This is a genomic window from Micromonospora sp. WMMD1155 (assembly GCF_029581275.1).
Classification (GTDB): domain Bacteria; phylum Actinomycetota; class Actinomycetes; order Mycobacteriales; family Micromonosporaceae; genus Micromonospora.
The window spans coordinates 5,729,946-5,747,077 of sequence record NZ_CP120742.1 but is presented as its reverse complement, the minus strand read 5'-3'; the positions used below and the strand labels follow the sequence as shown (position 1 = coordinate 5,747,077).

At 65.9% G+C, this 17,132-nt stretch carries 14 protein-coding genes; 11 read left to right on the top strand and 3 right to left on the bottom strand.

Translation table 11 applies throughout. The annotated features are described in order from the left end of the window. The first annotated feature begins 183 nt into the window (after window positions 1–183). The 9 genes from O7617_RS26315 (at window position 184) to O7617_RS26275 (ending at window position 7,090) form a co-directional block, all read left to right on the top strand. Entirely contained in the window at window positions 184–807 is a 624-nt protein-coding gene (locus tag O7617_RS26315; protein WP_282258809.1) for a DUF6308 family protein, read from the top strand. Window positions 808–818: 11 nt separating this feature from the next. After that, window positions 819–1,673: an HNH endonuclease gene (locus tag O7617_RS26310; RefSeq protein WP_282258808.1), complete on the top strand. Its 855-nt coding sequence runs from the start codon at window positions 819–821 to the stop codon at window positions 1,671–1,673. 146 nt (window positions 1,674–1,819) lie between these two features. Next, window positions 1,820–3,229 (top strand): hypothetical protein, encoded by a 1,410-nt coding sequence (locus O7617_RS26305; protein ID WP_282258807.1) that lies wholly within the window; start codon window positions 1,820–1,822, stop codon window positions 3,227–3,229. 66 nt (window positions 3,230–3,295) lie between these two features. Then, window positions 3,296–3,634 (top strand): hypothetical protein, encoded by a 339-nt coding sequence (locus O7617_RS26300; protein ID WP_282258806.1) that lies wholly within the window; start codon window positions 3,296–3,298, stop codon window positions 3,632–3,634. Between the two features lie 4 nt (window positions 3,635–3,638). Then, window positions 3,639–5,009 (top strand): hypothetical protein, encoded by a 1,371-nt coding sequence (locus O7617_RS26295; RefSeq protein ID WP_282258805.1) that lies wholly within the window; start codon window positions 3,639–3,641, stop codon window positions 5,007–5,009. After that, entirely contained in the window at window positions 5,002–5,496 is a 495-nt protein-coding gene (locus O7617_RS26290) for a hypothetical protein (RefSeq protein ID WP_282258804.1), read from the top strand. The genes O7617_RS26295 and O7617_RS26290 overlap by 8 nt, the downstream gene beginning before the upstream one ends. Beyond that, the gene (locus O7617_RS26285) at window positions 5,493–5,801 is read left to right on the top strand and encodes a hypothetical protein (RefSeq protein WP_282258803.1); all 309 of its coding nucleotides are present in this window, start codon (window positions 5,493–5,495) and stop codon (window positions 5,799–5,801) included. Before O7617_RS26290 ends, O7617_RS26285 begins: the two co-directional genes overlap by 4 nt. A 217-nt stretch (window positions 5,802–6,018) precedes the next feature. Then, entirely contained in the window at window positions 6,019–6,900 is an 882-nt protein-coding gene (locus O7617_RS26280) for a helix-turn-helix transcriptional regulator (protein ID WP_282258802.1), read from the top strand. After that, window positions 6,893–7,090, top strand: coding sequence for a DUF397 domain-containing protein (locus O7617_RS26275; RefSeq protein ID WP_282258801.1), 198 nt, complete (start codon window positions 6,893–6,895; stop codon window positions 7,088–7,090). The genes O7617_RS26280 and O7617_RS26275 overlap by 8 nt, the downstream gene beginning before the upstream one ends. A 269-nt stretch (window positions 7,091–7,359) precedes the next feature. Here O7617_RS26275 and O7617_RS26270 read toward each other — a convergent pair whose 3' ends face one another. The 3 genes from O7617_RS26270 to O7617_RS26260 are packed head-to-tail and all read right to left on the bottom strand — an operon-like array spanning window position 7,360 to window position 16,227. Then, window positions 7,360–12,354 (bottom strand): class I SAM-dependent DNA methyltransferase, encoded by a 4,995-nt coding sequence (locus O7617_RS26270; RefSeq protein WP_282258800.1) that lies wholly within the window; start codon window positions 12,352–12,354, stop codon window positions 7,360–7,362. Next, the gene (locus O7617_RS26265) at window positions 12,351–15,152 is read right to left on the bottom strand and encodes a helicase-related protein (protein ID WP_282258799.1); all 2,802 of its coding nucleotides are present in this window, start codon (window positions 15,150–15,152) and stop codon (window positions 12,351–12,353) included. The genes O7617_RS26270 and O7617_RS26265 overlap by 4 nt, the downstream gene beginning before the upstream one ends. A gap of 13 nt (window positions 15,153–15,165) precedes the next feature. Further along, entirely contained in the window at window positions 15,166–16,227 is a 1,062-nt protein-coding gene (locus tag O7617_RS26260; RefSeq protein ID WP_282258798.1) for a serine/threonine-protein kinase, read from the bottom strand. Window positions 16,228–16,400: 173 nt separating this feature from the next. On the opposite strand from O7617_RS26260, the gene O7617_RS26255 reads away from it, so the two are divergent. Next, window positions 16,401–16,700: a hypothetical protein gene (locus O7617_RS26255; RefSeq protein WP_282258797.1), complete on the top strand. Its 300-nt coding sequence runs from the start codon at window positions 16,401–16,403 to the stop codon at window positions 16,698–16,700. Window positions 16,701–16,714: 14 nt separating this feature from the next. Continuing rightward, entirely contained in the window at window positions 16,715–17,098 is a 384-nt protein-coding gene (locus tag O7617_RS26250) for a hypothetical protein (RefSeq protein ID WP_282258796.1), read from the top strand. Window positions 17,099–17,132: the final 34 nt, after the last annotated feature.

The following is a 17,132-nucleotide window of genomic DNA, read 5'->3' as shown; positions in this document are numbered from 1 at the left end:
ATTCTCGCGCCTGGGAATCGTGCATTGACGCCCTCCACTCGGCGCGCACCGGCCTCGTCAACGGGTCAGGGCGTCCACCGCCGAGTCGGCGCATCCGGCCCGCCCCATCCGCGACCCTCGGGTGACGGAAGGTACACCGTTTGGTCCATAGACTCTGCCGGCCTGTGCTGGCAGGGTCCGATCGTGACGTTCCGGCCCCCTGAAGCGCTCCAGAAATCCGATGACGCCGACGCCATCGCCCTATTGAAGCGTTACTACGGTGACCCGTACCTCGGCATCGGCTGCGCCGACGGCGCACACTTCGATACCTGGGCGACCGATAGCGACCCTATGCGCTTCACGGCCGACGACCTGATCGCGATCAAGTTCCTCTCCGTCGAGGCGCCGAAGACCGCGGTACGGGCACTGCTGCGTGACCGCTCGGGGGAGTTCTCGCAGTTGCTAGTAGACCTCGGCCCCGACCGTGACCTGGCCAACGAGGACAAACCTTTCGGCCACACCTGGGCTGGCTGGCGGATCATGGATGAGCTGCGCACCATCCCAGGTGTTGGTACGACCACCGCGTCGAAGCTGCTGGCGCGCAAGCGGCCACGCCTGCGGCCCATCTGGGACACGGTGGTCGCGGCCGTGACAGACACGGTGCCAGCCCAGTGGGAACCGGTGCGCACGGCATTGCGCGCCGACGATTGCGCGTTGCACCGACGGCTGCTCCGCCTGCGCGACGTGGTCGGCCTTCCGGCGGAGGTCAGCGCGTTGCGCATCCTCGACGTGATCGCGTGGCGCGAGGGTAAGGATCGCGACCTGTAGGACGGAGATGCATGCCGGTCATTCACTGGATCTACCCGACGAACGAGAAGAGCAACTACTACCTCGACACCAGGAACGGGGACACCGAGGTATCGCCGCAGCAGTTGCTCGACGACATCCGGCAGAGCCGCAACGAGGTCGATCGGTGGGTCCTGGGAACGGGCTTCCGTCAGATGCGTCCTGGTGACGCCATCTGGGTATACGCATCGACCCCGTACCAGTACGTCTGTGCACTTGCTCAGACCGTCGACATCGATTTCGACGGTGACTTCTGGCATGCATCGCTGGTCTGGAACATCGACGCCACGGAGCGTCTGATGCAGAACCCGATCCCACGGTCGTTGTTCGGTCAGATCGCCCAGAGGGCAGCTGTCCGAGCGAACCAGCACGCCGCAGAGGTGCTTGACGATTGGCTGACGACCCAACGCTTGATGCTTTCCGACCTGGACTCCGAGCCGAGCCCTGAGGAAGACACCCGGCTCCGCACCCTGCGGACCATCGTTCAACGACAGGGGCAGCACACCTTCCGACAAGGTCTGCTCGGTGCCTACGGCGGGCAGTGCGCCGTCACCGGCGAGCGAGCCGTGGAGGTCCTGGAAGCGGCGCACATCGACGGGTACCGCGGAGCGCACAGCAATCAGCTCACCAACGGGCTGCTTCTTCGCGCGGACCTGCACACGCTGTTCGATCTACACCTCATCGGAGTCGACCCGGAAGGCAGACTCGTCGTCTCCGAACGTCTCGCCGGCTCGTCCTATGCAAAGCTGCGCGGCAAGCGCCTCAGCCTGCCCTCTCGGGCTCAACACCAACCCTCGAAGCGCCGCCTCGCCGCCCACCTGAACCAGCTGACAAAGCTTGCCCGGTAGTTGCGTCGACGGCTGGCCTGGCAGACACGGCAGTGCGAGCTGGCGCAATCGAACGGCATTGACACTATGAGATTAATCGATCACTCTGGGTGCCTGGCTCATGCAGTGCGTCAGCACCGGGGGTGGCCATGGAAATTGAATCGCTTGTGCGGTCTCTGAGCCACCAGTCGCTACTGGCGCTCAACTCCTCCGACCAACTCGTCGACGATGTGCTCCGGTACGCCGAGACACATGCCAAGACCCGCGAGGCGTACTGGCATCACAAGAGGTTGACCCCGGTGGACGTCGGCACGGGCGGCATGCGGACCACGCCCGCGCAGGTGTTACACGAGCTGGGGGTGGCCACCACCCTCCTCACCGCCTCCCCGCTGTCGCAGGTGGCCCGGCACTGGGCCGCCGTCCGCTACTGCGCCACGCTGACCAAGAACGGTGGGCGTCTCGCACTGACGCCGGATGCCAACGAGGTCGTCTACCACCACAAGGTGACCCAGTCTGAGCAGTTGGGCGTCGGCTTGGCCCTCGTCGTCGCGAAGAACCTGCTGCGCCGACAGTATCGGGGGTGGACGTTCCACGCGGTCGACGCGGAGGTGGCGCTGAAGGCTGGTTTCGTGGATGGCGGCGGCGCGGTGGAGTCCGTCTCGCGCACCAAGAAGCGGCCGGACTACATCCTGCTCGGTCACCACGCCACGAAGACCCGCCGGCGGATGAAGATCGTGATCCTGGAGTGCAAGGGCACCCACGGGCCGCCGAGCTTCATCCACGGGCAGCTCGCCCGGGCCGCCGTACAGGTAGAGGCTCTGTCGGTGGGCGGAAGTCATCCCCCGTCGCTGATGGTCGCCTCGCACCTCGCCCAGAGCGGGATCACCGCCTACGTGCTTGACCCGCCCGGGGACGACGAGTTGTGGTCCGGTGACGACGACGAGCTGGACGGCCTGTTGAGCACTACCCCTGAGGACCAGTTCTGGCGCCCGCGGACTGCCATCGCGCAAGAACCCGCGGCGAGACAGACACCCACCGGCGCGCTCTCCCCTGCCAGTGAGGCTGCCACCGAGCCGGACCTGCCCGACGAGCTGCCGCCGGGAGCGCCCCAGGTCTTCGACATACCCGAGCAGCAGCGTGGCTGGTTCACCCAGATCCTGGCCCGCGCCGTCGCGGCCACCGCTCTGCTCTTCGCCGGCAACAACGCCGCCGCCAGCGACTATGCCACCCCGCGTCAGCGCGGGATGGAAGATGGCAACCTCCAGCCAGCGCTGTTCAATCTGGACCCGGCATGGGCCACGAGCAGCGCCGCGACGTTCCCGCTACCCAACGGGCTCTCCGCCGAAGGCACTCGGCACCGCGCACCCCTGGGCCGAGGCAGGGTGTTGGAGGTGTTCCGGGGCGTCGAAAGCCGCCTCTACCGTGAGCTGGCCGAGGGTCAGGTCGGCGCCTATCTGACGGGTGCACCAAGCCTCTTTCGTCGACGACTCGAGCTGCCGGACGACGGCAAAAACGTGTACTCGTTCGGCCGAGATGGGACGGTCCTGGTCGTCCGCGTCCTTGATGGTGGCGCTTGACCCTGCCTCCTAAGCTGGCGGCACCGTTGAGAGCGGCACGCTTCGCCATGAATACGGGGTGATGAAGTGGCAGGCGGTTTTCAGGTGGATCCCGGCTCACTGACTGGAGCGGCCGCGACCCTGCATGACCTGGCCCGGCAACTGCAGACCGGCCAAATTGATCTTTTCGTGCTCGACTGGGCCGACGACCCCGCCAGCCACCCGGACCTGGCACAGGCGATGCGCCGGTTTGCCGAGTTCGCTCACGATCAACACCAGGACGTTGTCGCGCTGCTGGCTGCCCTGTCCCTGCGGGTCGCGGCCTCAGCCGACAACTACGAGCAGACCGAGGCGACTATGGCGGCGGACATGAACACGTTCCTCACCCAGTCCACATATCAACCCGCCGACCAGCGCAGCTCTTGACGCCGTGGCTTACCGAGATGCGGCGCGCTATATCGAGGCGATGAAGCCGGGCTTTGTCAACGCGGTGGCCGATGAGTGCCTACGGGCGAAGAGAGTCATCAGTGCGGTGTCGCCCACGCTGGATGGTCTGCGCGGCACCGTGGAGTGGGCTTCCGATCTCGCCGACATCTACGAACAGCGCCTCAGGGAGGCCGTCGACCTCATCGACGGTCTGCACGACGGGTTCGACAAGGCCGGCGTGGCCATCGACGATTACGCGGAGGCGCAGGCTCGGGCTCAAGCTCTGGTAGCCGAGGGAATCACCGCCGAGGGGCAACTCCGCGCTCTTATCGCGCCGATCGTGGCCACTCAGTCGCCGGTGGTTCGCGCGTCGGACGCGTTGCGGGCCTGGAACGACCTGCGGACCAGCACCGGGGCCATGGACTGGCTCATCGAGTTCAGCGTCCACGATGAGATCGACAGAGTTCGGGGCGACGCCGAGCGACTCTGGCAAACCGCCACTGACGCGTACGAGGAAGCGGTCCGTATCGAGACCGACGCCCGCACTGCAGCAATCGCCCTACTCGCTGCGGCCTACCGCCTGTTGCCCGATTTCCTGGCAGACTCCGCGCTAAGCGCCAAAATCGTCGATGGAACGCCAGGGTTGCGCGACCTCCGGGGCGAGTACCAGATCGGCCCGCCGACCGTTCCGGCGTTGACGTTCGACGACGACTTTCCGTACGACCCCAACGCCACGCCCACCCCTGGTGACTACGCGAGTTGGAACAAGTGGCAGGCCATGCTTCGTGCTGGCCAGACGGCGCGGCCCGACCTGGATGACGCCCTCGACCTGTATGCCCATTACCGGGACGGCACCGGCACCGACCGGCGGGTCGATTTCGAGGAAGGCTACCGGGAGGACCCCAACATCCGGGGCGCAGTGGACAGAGAGATTTCGGTCGCTCAGCGTGAAGCCGAGCGGCTCTACCAGGAAACTGGGCAGGTCGCCTTTCAGATGACCGGTGATCCGGCGACGGTCGACAGCATGGGCCTCTACCCGACCACAGAGAACTGGCAGAAGAGCCTCGGCGACTTCTCCATGTACGGCACGTCCGATGTGGTGGTCGACGGCGACCAGATCACGATGAAGATCAAGGTCCACGCCGAGGACATGTACAACTTCAACAAGGACGCCGCCGACATCGCGACCGGCGAGCCCGACGACGCCAACGGCCGGTTCTCGACCTTAGGGTGGGCCAAGGAGTTCCGCACCTACGGCGACTTGGAGCGCACAGTGACCTGGACCATCGGCGAGTCACCGAATGTCAGCGGCGGTGACGGCTCGCAGCGGCAAGCCCCCGGCGAAGACCGGGCGGATGGACGTTCCGATGGTTGATCTTCGCGCCGGGCTGCTGGCGACGGCGCTCGTCGTCACCCTCGCCGGATGCTCCGACAGCACCGGCAATGACGAGCCGACAGGGAGGGCCACCAGCGTGAGCCCGGCACCGGTACGAACCGACCGAGACCCGATCGTCAAACGGTTCCCACGCCTCGGCGACTTCGTTGAAGCCCACTGGCAAGCAGCATCGGCCGGCGGTGGCAGCCGCAGCAGCGTGCCAGGCCCGACCGACACACGCATCGAGGCCTTGGTCGTGCTGCGACCCGACACCTTGGCCACAACCCTCAAAGAGTACGAGTGGCAGCCAGCACCGCCCGACTGGGACGCGCCACTGAGCGCCGAGCTGCGCCCGTTCCTGCCCAACGGCGGCACCTGGCAGGTCAGTGAGCAGTTCACCAAGGACGTGCGGACGGCACAGTACAACGGCACCGCCTATCTCGACGCCGGCAGCGGCACCGTGTTCCTCCGGGTAATCGACAGTTGACTCGACAGACATCACATCCGGCAGGAAGCGCTCTGCTGCGGTGGAAGCTCGCTACGCCGTTGATCGGGCTCAGCCTGCTGATGGTGGTGCCTGCGGTGTTCGGCACCGTGACCTGGTGGTCCTTCTTCGGGGTCGGCTACCGGGTGCTCAGTGTCGTCATCTGCCTCATCCTCACCGCGCAACTGGCGGTGGCGGTCTCGATCGGCGTCCGACCGAGCAGGGACGTGCCCTGGACGAGGGTTGGGCTGGTCATTCTCGGCATGCTGGTTGCCTGCGGCCTGGCCCGGATCCGCTACGAATTCTAAACCTCACACCACACCATTCCACCCCCGACAGTACGCCGATTAAGCACGCATGGGAATTGCGCGCTCATGGCTACTGTCGGGGGTGTCTTGTATGGTCAGAGGCGTAGTGGCTCGGCGTGACAGCAACCAATGGAATTGATTCCCGGGCGCAACGGTCACACGTTTCACCGATGGCATCCGGATGTAACAAAATGCAACACGGAGAGGGCGGGAGCCGATGGCCGACGACATGGGATCGACAGTGCCGCGACGGCAGCTCGGGCGAGCGCTGCGCGACCTACGCACCGAGGCGCGGATGACGCTGGACGGCGCGTCGGAGGCAATGCAGTTCAGCCGACAGAAGCTGTGGCGCATCGAGACCGGCCTCGGCCCGGTCCGCACTGTGGACGCCAAGGCCCTGTGCGAGCTTTACAGGGCGACTCCCGACCTGACCGGCGCCCTCATCGCCCTGGCAAACGAGACCAAGGCCAAGGGCTGGTGGCACTCGTACGGCGACGCCATCCCTGAGTGGTTCGAGCTGTACGTCGGCCTGGAATCCGCAGCGTCTCGGCTGCGAGAGCACGATGACACTCTGGTGCCCGGGCTGCTACAGACTCCGGGCTACACCCGGGGCGTCTACCAGAACCGCCCCAACATTCCGATGGACGAGTTGGAGGAAGTCCTGGACGTCCGCCGTCGCAGGCAAGAGATCCTCGTTCGCCGGCTCCCAAAAGCACCGACCGTGGAATGGGTTCTGTCGGAAGCGGTCTTGCTTCGACGGGTCGGCGGCTCGGCGGTCATGGCTGAGCAGCTCGACCGCCTTCTTGAACGGTCCGGGCTACCCAACGTGTCGATCCGCGTATTGCCACTGTCGGCCGGTGCGCACTACGGCGCACTCGCCGGAGCGTTCGTCATGCTCGACTTCCCGCTCGTCAACCGAGTGGTTCCCGATGCATCCGTGGTCTACAGCGAGTCGGTGACCGGAGCGCTCTACCTCGACCGGCCCGAGGAGTTCGCGGTCTACGAGAAGGTCTGGGTGAGCCTCCTCGACCTCGCGCTTGATGAGGAACAATCGAGGAGGATGATCAGCAAGATCAAGGAAGAGGTCCATCATGGCTGACGACCTGCGCGGCGCTCAGTGGCGTAAGAGCACCCGAAGCGGCGACAACAACGGCAACTGCGTCGAGGTCGCCGACAACCTGCCCGGCCTCGTCGCCGTACGCGACAGCAAGGACCCGGTCGGACAGGTACTCACCTTCTCCCCCGCCGCCTGGACCGCCTTCGTAGGGTCCACCAAGTCTGGTTGCTGAGCCATACATCAGACGGAAGCGCCGCCGCTATCTGCTGGACGCGCTACCGTCGCATGCCGATCAGGCGGCCGGGTCTTCACTCACGAAGTCGGCCGGCTGGTCGAGCAGCGACCACCGATTCCGCCACGCCTCCAGATGCGCTGGATAGATCGCCGTGTGCCGGAGGCCATGCAACAGGGCCTCGGACACTGCGAGGCGCCGCCGAGCCCGGTGACTTCTGACGGCTACTCCGAACCATCTATTCTCCTTGATTGGAAGGCAGTTAGCGGCTACGAAGAGCGCCAGCCTGCATCGATAGCGGCCTGAAGCCGCTTACTAAACACGGCATGCGCTGCCCGGTACTCATTTTCCCGATCCGCCTTGTAGAACGGCGCAGTGTAGCCAATAGGCGCTGGCTCCCGCTCCGGATCTCCCAGATGAGCGAGCAACTGAGAAAAATCATTTTTTTCTTGACCAGCACCCTGTGCATCGAAATCGCCAGCAATACGCCGACCCTTGGCATCGAAGTACATCCGGCTCTCATAACCTGATAATTGAGGGAACCTCGACTGGTATATGGCGATCAGGCTTGATGCTTCCATCCCCAACCAGACCGCGACCAAGGCATCAATCTCCACCAGCGCAGCCCTCCGGCTCCGCTCATCACGCAGGGGAGTTGAATGAGACCATCCTGGCTCCACGTCCGATATAGGACGCAAACCCTGCCAATCCGCCGCCCAATAATCCTGCAGCCAGTTGGGCTGAAAGACCTCCGACCACAGCTCCCCATAGGCGGCGGTCAAGCAGTTAAGGCGAAGCCCGCGGAGAAGCAGGGCCTCGGCAAGGGGATGATCAGGCAAGGGCGCTGGCATGCTCATGGCATGAACGACATCCAAGTGACCCTTTCCAGCGACGCGAACGAAGTAGTCGATTGGCAGCGACGCCCAGTATGCGGCAACCAGAGCCGTCTCACGATTGTTCCGTAGAATCATGCTGCGAACCGCATGAATGTGAACGGGGCCCGGAGGAATGAGCGAGGGAAAGAGGCTACGCTCGGTAGACGCTGGAGTCATCTCGCGCCATACGACGCGATAGAAGTCAGTATAGGGCCTCCGCCTGTCATGGGTGCCGCCCTTGACACTTCCGTATGCAGCATTGGTTGGTTGATTACCGGAGTTTTTGCATGCCAAATCGGCTGCGGAAGTAGGGTCGATCCACATATCACGTCGACCGTCAAAGACATCCCGATCCGCCACTCGCCGGTACTCGGAGCGCGGCACCGCGGCGCCTGGCAGTTGAGTCAGGTCTACCGGCCGACCTCCTCGCTTCGGAATGGGGGGACTCTTCGCGAAGGGCGTTGCAATACCGAATTGCGGGCCCTTAAGGATCACATCGTTCCACCTCGAAGAGTCCGCCACCTCCTTAATGAATAGCCCAGCATCTTTGCCCCCTTTTTCGTCAATACCGCGGCTAATCTGCGGACCGAACTCAACCAAACGAGGCTTGACGTCGACAAGCAGGTCGATCGCGTCCTGCTCTGCGGAGCTGACAGGGTACAGCAACTTAGTCTCAAGCACATCGACGCTGGCGTCCTCACTAAAGCGCCGCCATTCCGCAAGGAGATGCTCATCGACGCGTAGAAGTCGTTGAACATGCGGACGGACGTCCCAGTTGCCTTGGAACTTTACTGCCGGAACCTCGCCGCCGCCTTTGTGTTCGACAGAATCCCTCAAGGTCTCGGGCGCAAATATCCAACTCGCATGCAGGAAGTTGACCGACCGATGAGCACCGTATACATGCAAACCGAACTGCTTGTTAGTATCCACATCCGCGAAGATCTTGCGGCGATTCTGAAAATGCGCATGCAGCCGGAGGCGCAGGTATGATTGCCTACGAAGCCTCCCCTCTTTTGAACCTGCGAAGTGACTGTCCGGATGAATCAGGGCAGCGATACCAAACCTGCTCGTCAGCAACCATACCCGGATCATGAAACCTCGGTATAGATCCGTCTGCGTACCCCCCAACTCCGGATATGTCGCGACCGCTCCCAAGAAGGCGTCGACACCACAGTTGTTCGTCAACTCGTCGGCGAGGAAATGCACACCACTCCCGGCGAGCGCAACCCGCTTCCGAGAGATCCAATCATCAAGAATAGGGTCTTCAATAAGTTGGAACCACGGGTCCAACTCAGCCAGAACCATGTCTTGATTCCATCTTGGACGGAACCACGGGGGATTACCTACAAGCAGGTCGAACCCGCCCTTTGTGAACGCCTGGGCAAACGAGAGCTCCCAGTGGAGGAAGCCCTGTTGCTCGGCGATTTGATCAGCAGCAAGCAGCCAAGGAAACCGGTCGGAGAGCGTCCACGGCGAGTCCACGCCGATCACGCCGTCGAGCTTCCCTTCGAACTCGCTCATCTCGCTTAGGCTCGTGAACTTTTGATCGTAGAACCGCGCGGCTTCCTCGTCCAGGTCACGCCGCCCGACGAGTGCTTCGGCGAAGGTCAGCCAATCGTCCAGGTTGGACAGCGGCACCTGCTGGCGGAGCTGTTCCGCCACCGTCATCCGTCGGGTGCCGGTCGCCTTCGTCGGCATCTTCATCTGCTGCGGCTGCACGTTGCCGAAGATGTCCGCCGTCTCGTAGACCAACGGTTCCTCGTACGCCGGCTCGTCCTTGACGTGGGAGACCTGGACGGGCGCGACCGGATACACCGGGTCGGAGCCGTCGAGCAGCCCAACCTTGTCCAGCGGCCAGAACCACAGCGCGCACCACACGTCCATCAGCGTCTTGAGCCGCCAGTACGGCGTCCCCGGCGCGGTCAGGTCGGCGAGGATCTCGTCCCGGGGCACCGCCTGGTTGACCGGAGGCAAGTCGTCAGCACCCCAGACCGCGATGCCACGGCGGATCTCCCGCTCGGAGATGTCGAGGCGCTGCTGCACCAGCCCCCACAGGAACTCGACCCGCCGAGCCAGCGCCTGCAAGCGCTGTACCTGCGAGTTCTTCCCCTTGGCCGACGGCGTGCGCTTCATCGCCGTACGCCACGCCTTTAATCTCGCGGTCTCAGCCGGCGCCAGCTCGCGGGCCTCCTTCTCGCCCGCGACCGCGCCCCAGCCGTCGGCGGGGAGCAGGAAGTGGTGGATGGTGCCCTCGTCGATCGGCCCGTCCCGGAAGGGCTGCTCCTTCGGTGCGGCAGTGAGCCACGATTTGTCGGCGAGCTGCTTTGCGGTGTAGGTCTTGCGGCCGGCGCCGATGAGGGAGTTGCCGCGTTGCAGGTGCAGGCCGAACCAGGGGGCCTGGAGGCCGGCGTGCATGACGTTGAGCCAGAGTGACACCTCGGCCAGCTCGACGGCGGTGCGGTTGAGGTCGACGCCGTAGCTGTTGTGCAGGGCGATGTACGCCTTCACCCGCTGGAGTTCGAGGTGGTACTGCTCCGGGTCGAGGGTGATCTCGCGTTCTTTCTGGCGGCGGCGCAGGTATTCGGCGGCTACCTGGTTGATGGCCTCGTTGAGGAACGCGCCGGAGCCGAGCGCCGGCTCGCAGATCGTCCAGTCCAGCAGCTCGCGGGCCGGGGTGATGGTGTCGTCCTGGTCGAGCCGATACTTCAGGGCAAGCTGGACGGTGACCTCGGTGAGCGACTGCGGGGTGTAGTAGGAGGCGCTGGTCTGTCGGTCGCGGCCGGCGAGCCGGTAGACGAACTGTCCCGCTTCGTAGCAGACCCGGCTGCGGACGCCGGTGTAGGCGTTCTCCTTGTAGACGAAGACGTTGTCGTCGTACTCGTCGGTCTTGGAGGCCGGGATCATCCACGAGCCGTCCTTCGGGTCGCCGTTCTTGGCGACCTCGTAGAGCTGCTCGGTGGCGACGAAACCGGTGTACGACATCAGGCCCTCGTAGACCGCGCCGAGCTGGTTGATGCCGAGTTGGGCGTACGAGATGAAGCCGCCGCGGCGCTTCTTGCCGCCCTTGGTGAGCATGAGCCGGCGCAGCACCTCGTAGAGCACCTTGTTGCGCAGCCGGGTGTCGATCTTCGGGCCGTGCTCGTCGTCCGGGTCGCTGCCCGGTACGGCGATCAGCCGGCCGATGAGCTTGGTCTTCTCCGGCAGGAACAGGTCGGAGCGCATCGGCTCGAAGCGCAGCCCTTCGCCCTCGCTGGCCTTGTCGTCGACGTCCCCGCCGCCGCGCGGCCGGTGCCCCTCGTTGACCATGCGGAAGAGCAGGTCCAGCGACTCGTACAGGTGGGTGCCGTCCTCTGCTGAGGGGGCGAGACGGCGGGAGACGAGGTCACCGAGGCGGGCGAGGCTGTAGCCCTCGACATACTGGGGGTCGTTGACCGGCAGTACGCCCAGTTCGGGGCGGGCCTCTGCGTAGAGCAGGAACAGGATCCGGTACAGGTAGCGCAGCGACTCCCGGCCCAGTTCCTTGGCCAGCTCGTCGAGGTCCATCACGTCCTGCGGCTGGTAGCCGGCGCGCCGGATCTGGTCGAGGACCTCGTTGGCGATGAGTTCAACCGAGACCTTCAGGCCCTCGCGGAGCTCGCTGGAGACACCGACGGCGTGCTGGCGGGAGCCGGCGACCAGGTCGGCGAGGGGTTCCGTGCCGCCCTCGGCGGGCGGGCGCAGCGAGTCGGCGCCGAAGAGCGCGGCGACGACGTCGAGTTCCTTGTCGTCGTTGCGGGCGTACGCGGTGTCGAGGCTGACCGCCAGGTAGCGGCCCTCACCCCAGACCGTGCGGTCGGCGAGGGTGACCACGCCGCCGCTGAGAATCAGCACGTAGCGGGGCTTCGGGCTGTCGGCGGCGAACAGCAGGGAGGCGAGCTTGGCGCCCGTCTCGATGGTCTCGGTGCTCGACAGGGTGAGCGGGTCGAGCAGGCGGCCGGCGTCGTCCGGGTCCTGGGCGGCCTCGGTGTCGACCGCCCAGCCGCAGTCCAGCGCGACGATGCCGTGCGCGGTGCCCAGCTCGGCGTGGGCGACGTGGACCTCGTACTCCTGGGCGTTGCGCTCGACGGTGATGGTCTGCGGCCGCGGGTCGAACCCGAGCGCCCGCAGCACGTCCTGGTGCTGTTTGCGCAGCCGCTCCGGGTCGAAGAAGTCGACGTCGGTCAGCTCGGTCTTCGCGTCGAAGTACGACCGGCGCATGCCGCGCAGCCCGGCGCGCGGCGTGACTCGACCGGACTTCTCGTCCTCGGCCCACTGCTTGAGCAGGCCACCCTTGAGGGTGGTGGGCAGGATCTCGGCCAGGTAGTGCGCGGAGAGGTACTCGCCACGGTTGGTCAGCGACTCGAAGCTCATGCGGCGTTCTCCTGCGACGGTACGAGGACGGCGAGCACCCGCAGCAGCGGGTCGCCGGTGGTTTCCAAGCGGTCGAGCAGGTCGTGCTGCTCCTGGACGGTCGTGTCGACGCGTTGGCGTCGCTTCTCCCGATGCGCACCGGGCAGCTCATCGACGAGGCTCGCCTGCTGGAAGGCGCTCAGCTGCTCGCGGTGCTTGCGCAACGGCTCGGCGTTCGCCTCGGCCCACTCGTCGCGCTTGCCCTCCAGGTGCTGCCGGGCCACCTGGACGGCCTCGGGCAGCAGCTCCTTCAGTGGGCCGATGGCGATGTGCTCGGCGCGGTTGACCATCGTGGGGCCGACGTTCGCCTCCCGCAGCACCTCGTCCATCGGCCGGATCGTCGGCGACGCAGGCAGGTCGGAGACGGCCATCCACTGGACCACGGTGGGCTGGCCGAGGCGGTTGGCATAGACGCCCTGGATCAGGAACGTCGGCGCGGCCACGTCGGCGGTGAGCACCGGGGCCTGCTGGCGGCCCAGCCGAATCAGGACCTTGTCGACCAGCCAGTCGACCATCGGGTGCACGTCGCTGAGGAAGGCGATGTCCGGCCACATCGGGGTCTTGCTCTGCCGGGCCTGATCGAGCTTGCGCTGGGCGAGTGGACGGTCGAAGGTGACCTTGAGCCGCAGGTTCTCGCCCTCCCGGTGTGCCCGCAGGTAGGAGCGGGGCAGGTCGGTGAGCCGGTGCACCAGGTCCTCGGGGGCGAGGAAGCTCATCAGTTCGTCCTCGCGGCGCAGGTCGATGTGGTCCTCGGGCCGGTCCTCGTAGATCTCGTAGAGGGCCGTGTCGACGAAATCCTGGGTGGAGTCGAAGAGTTTCGGCACCCGGGCCTGCAACACGTCCGCCGTCACGGGCGCGGTGCCGACCTCACCGAAGAGGTCGGCCATCACGTCGACCTCGGCGTGGGCGGCCTCGTAGGACTCGTCCACCGACTTGCCGGCGAGCAGGTCGCGGACCAGCCGGTCCTCCTCGGCCTTGGCGTCGAACTGACCGGTCAGGGCCTCGACGCTGCCGAGGCTGCGGTGCGCGGTCTCCTCACGGTTGAGCAGCTTCTCGGCGACCGTCCGGTCGTCCTTCGCGTCGTCACGGTCAGAGGTGAGGATCAGCGCGCGGAACTGCGGTTGGTGCTTCTGCCCGTACCGGTCGATACGGCCGTTGCGCTGCTCGATCCGGATCAGGCTCCACGGAATGTCGTAGTGGATCAGGTGGTGGCACTGCTGGTGCAGGTTCACACCCTCGGAGGCGACATCACCGGTGAACAGCAACCGGACGTCACTGCCGGCCAGCTCGAACTCCTGCAGGATCGTCTGCTCGTCCTTGTCGGCCACGCCGCCGTGCAGCACCCGGATCGCGTTCGGCTTGAGGCCGAGCATTCCGGGGACGACCTCGGCGAGCCACTTGATGGTCGGCACCCGCTCGGAGAAGACCACGGCCCGGGTGCTGCTGTTCTTGCCGACGCCGATCTTCCGCAGCTCGTCGACCAGCCCCTTGAGCTTGCTGGAATCCTGGTCGGTCATCGCGGACGTCAGCTCCGCGAGCCGGTCCAGCGCCGCCCGCTCGGTGCCGGTCGCCTTCTTACGCCGGTTGGTCACCGTCTCGTGCAACGCCCGGTGCGAGGACAGAAACGACTTCAACAAGGTGTACGGGAAGAGCCGGTGCTGCCCGGTGATCGCCTCGTCGGTCCACTTGCCGGCCAGCCACACGTCGGTCAGCTCGTCGAAGATCTCCTCCTCGATCGGCGTCGCCGCGCAGTGCAGCGCCTGCGACGGGCCGCGGTCGGCCCAGCGGTCGCCGATCTGGTCGCGTACCTCCGGGCTGATCTTCGTGCGGCGCAGGTAGAGGTGCGCGATGTCGCTGGCCTGGTAGTCCTTCTCGTTGGCAATCGCCGCCGGGTCGAGCAGCGAGATCAGCTGCGCGAACGACTCCTTGTCGCCGTTGTGCGGGGTGGCGCTGGCCAACAGCAGCGCCTCGGTCTTCGCGGCCAGCCGGCGGGCCAGCTCGTTGCGCTGGGTGCCCTTGTTGATGAGGTTGTGCGACTCGTCGATGACGACGGCGTCCCAGGTCGTGGCGTCGAGGTGGTGGCCGAACTGGCCGGCATCCTTCAGGGTGTCGACCGAGATGATGGCCCGCTTGAAATAGGTGAACGGGTTGCGCCCGGCCGGGATCTCCTGCTGGATGCGCTGGATGCCGGTCGAGTCGAGCCGCACCAGCGGAATGGCGAACCGGGTCCACAGCTCGCGCTGGAACTGCTCAAGCACCTGCTGCGGCGAGACCACCAGAATGCGCTCACCCCGGCCCCGGCGGATCAGCTCGGCGAGGATCAGCCCGATCTCCAGCGTCTTGCCCAGGCCGACAACGTCGGCGAGCAGGATCCTCGGCCGCAGGCCGGAGAGCGCCAGCTCCACCGGTCGCTGCTGGTAGGTCAGCGGATCCAGCAGGAACCGGTCGGCGAGGGCCAACCCGCGCTCGGTACGCGGCAGTGGCGTACGCCGCAGCACAGCCTCCAGGAAGAGGCGGCTCTGCCGGAACCGCGATGAGGTGTCCTGGATGAGGTCCGTCTCCTCGGGCACCAGCGGCGTGATGTGCTCAAGCTCGGTGAAGAAGGTCGCCTCGACGTCCTGCACGAACTCGGAGACGCCGACCGCCTTCACCATCGTGCCGTCCGCGGTGCCGGTCTTGACGCTACGGATCAGCCACTCCTCGTCGCGGACGACGATGCGGGAGCCCGGGGCGAAGATCGCGGCCTGGGTGGTGGTCATCGGTGGTGCCTTCCTACAGGGTCGAGCGGCGGGCGTACTGGCGGCGCACCTTGTCAACAAGCCACGTCACGTCGGTGGACGCCGTGGTGGCTGGCTGAGGGTCGCGCCTGTCGGGCTTGACCGGATCAGGTGGTGTCACATCCACGATGGCCGGCGTACCCTCCGGGTCCTGTCGCGGATCATCCAGGTCCGGCGGGACCAGCAACTCCGTGCCACCGTCGTAGGTGAGGTCGGCGACTTCCTGACGGAGGGCATGGACGCTCTTGCCGCTGGTAGCGGTGGCGACCGCGAGCAGCCGGGCGCGTACGTCGGTGAGGCCGGGCCGAGCGGTGGGATCGTAGGCGAGCATCGCGCCGAGTAACTGCACCAGCTCGGCCGGCACCCCGGAGAGGTCGGGAAGATCGCTCGGCTCGCTGATGCGCAGCAGCAGATTCCACGAGTTGGTCGGCGGGTAGAGCCCACGACCGGTCAGCGCGAAGACCAGCGTCGCCGCAAGCGCATAGACGTCCACCGCCGCAGTGAGGTCCCGCTCACCCTTGACCTGCTCGGGCGACATGTACGCGGGAGTGCCGACCAGCGCGCCAGGCTCGGTCAAGTAGTCGTTCCGGTCGATCAGCACCGCCAACCCGAAGTCGATCAGCTTGGGACCGTCGGGGCCGAGGATGATGTTCTGCGGCTTGAGGTCACGGTGCAGCAGCTTGACCTCGTGCACCTTGGCGAGCCCTTCGGCGAGCATCGCGCCGGCCATCGCGGCCAGCGGCAGGGAGAGCGGCCCTCGGGCGTCGACGTGCTGACGCAACGTGGCCCCGGGCACATACTCGACAGCGAGCCAGGCCGGGTCCGCGTACGCGTCGGCGCCCTCCAGGCGGGCCACCCGGGAACCGAAGACCAGCTTGAGGCTGTCGACCTCGGCGGCGAACCGTTCACGCACTGTCGGCGCCTCGATCAGGTGCTGCTTGATCACCTTGATGGCGACCCGCTCGGCGGTCGGCGACACCGCGAAGAACACGTCGCCCATCCCACCTGAGCCCAGCGGTCGGACCAGCTCATAGCCGCCGATTCTGCCCAGCGTCATTCGTCCCCCTCACGATGACACCCACCGAAACTGCCGGTCTGCCCTGTCAGCTCAACGCCTCGGCGGACGTATGACCGTACAACTTTGCACATTCAACGAGGAAGCGTCCGAACGGCGGTTCCTCCTGGGCCAGGAATTCATAATTTGTTAGGGTCCGGTGTATGAGTCGGCGTGTGACGATCTCCGTTCCCGATGACGTAGCCGAGCAGCTGGATGCACTCCCGGCTCGTCAGGTTTCCGCGTATGTCACCGAAGCGCTGCGCCGCCGTCGGAAATCCGACGACATGCGCGCGGCCCTTCGGGCCGCCGGGCACGGCGAATATCCGTACGACCCGGAGGGTGCGGTGCGACGCCTCGCCTCCCGCCAGGTGACACCGGAAATGCGCGAGGCGGCAATTGCCCGGGTGGCAGAGCTGCTGGAGCGTCCCGTTGACGACGTCCGCGCCGGCTTCGACCGGCCGAGTGCGGCGTGAGCGCACCGGTCTACGTGCTCGACACCGGTGCCCTTATGGCCTACGCCCAGGGTGTCGACGCTGTCGGTGAAGCGATGGTGGAGGCCGCCGACGCCGACGCAACGATCGCCGTCCCGCTCGTCTGCCTGCTTGAGGCATACAGCCTGCTTGACCACACCGAGCACGAATACCTGTCCATGCTGCGTCGCAACCCGGCCGTACAGATCGTCACACCGGCCCTGCACGTCGATCGGGCCGATGACTGTCCGATGATCGGGGGCATGGCCCGGCAGACCGGCCGTCTCGGTGCCGGCAGCGCGGCCTTCCTCGCGATCAGCAACGCCGCTGGTGTGATCACCTCTCGGGCCGATCAGCTGCGAAAGGTGCTCGGCGACGACTGGCCCATCGTCGAGGTCTGACCTCACCACCGGGACGCTTGCGAGTCAGCTCTTC

Excerpts from the sequence above, each read along its gene's own strand:
- O7617_RS26280 (WP_282258802.1), top strand. The coding sequence starts at position 6,019 with ATGGCCGACGACATGGGATCGACAGTGCCGCGACGGCAGCTCGGGCGA.
- O7617_RS26290 (WP_282258804.1), top strand. The coding sequence starts at position 5,002 with ATGGTTGATCTTCGCGCCGGGCTGCTGGCGACGGCGCTCGTCGTCACC.
- O7617_RS26260 (WP_282258798.1), bottom strand. The coding sequence starts at position 16,227 with ATGACGCTGGGCAGAATCGGCGGCTATGAGCTGGTCCGACCGCTGGGC.
- O7617_RS26265 (WP_282258799.1), bottom strand. The coding sequence starts at position 15,152 with ATGACCACCACCCAGGCCGCGATCTTCGCCCCGGGCTCCCGCATCGTC.
- O7617_RS26310 (WP_282258808.1), top strand. The coding sequence starts at position 819 with ATGCCGGTCATTCACTGGATCTACCCGACGAACGAGAAGAGCAACTAC.
- O7617_RS26275 (WP_282258801.1), top strand. The coding sequence starts at position 6,893 with ATGGCTGACGACCTGCGCGGCGCTCAGTGGCGTAAGAGCACCCGAAGC.
- O7617_RS26270 (WP_282258800.1), bottom strand. The coding sequence starts at position 12,354 with ATGAGCTTCGAGTCGCTGACCAACCGTGGCGAGTACCTCTCCGCGCAC.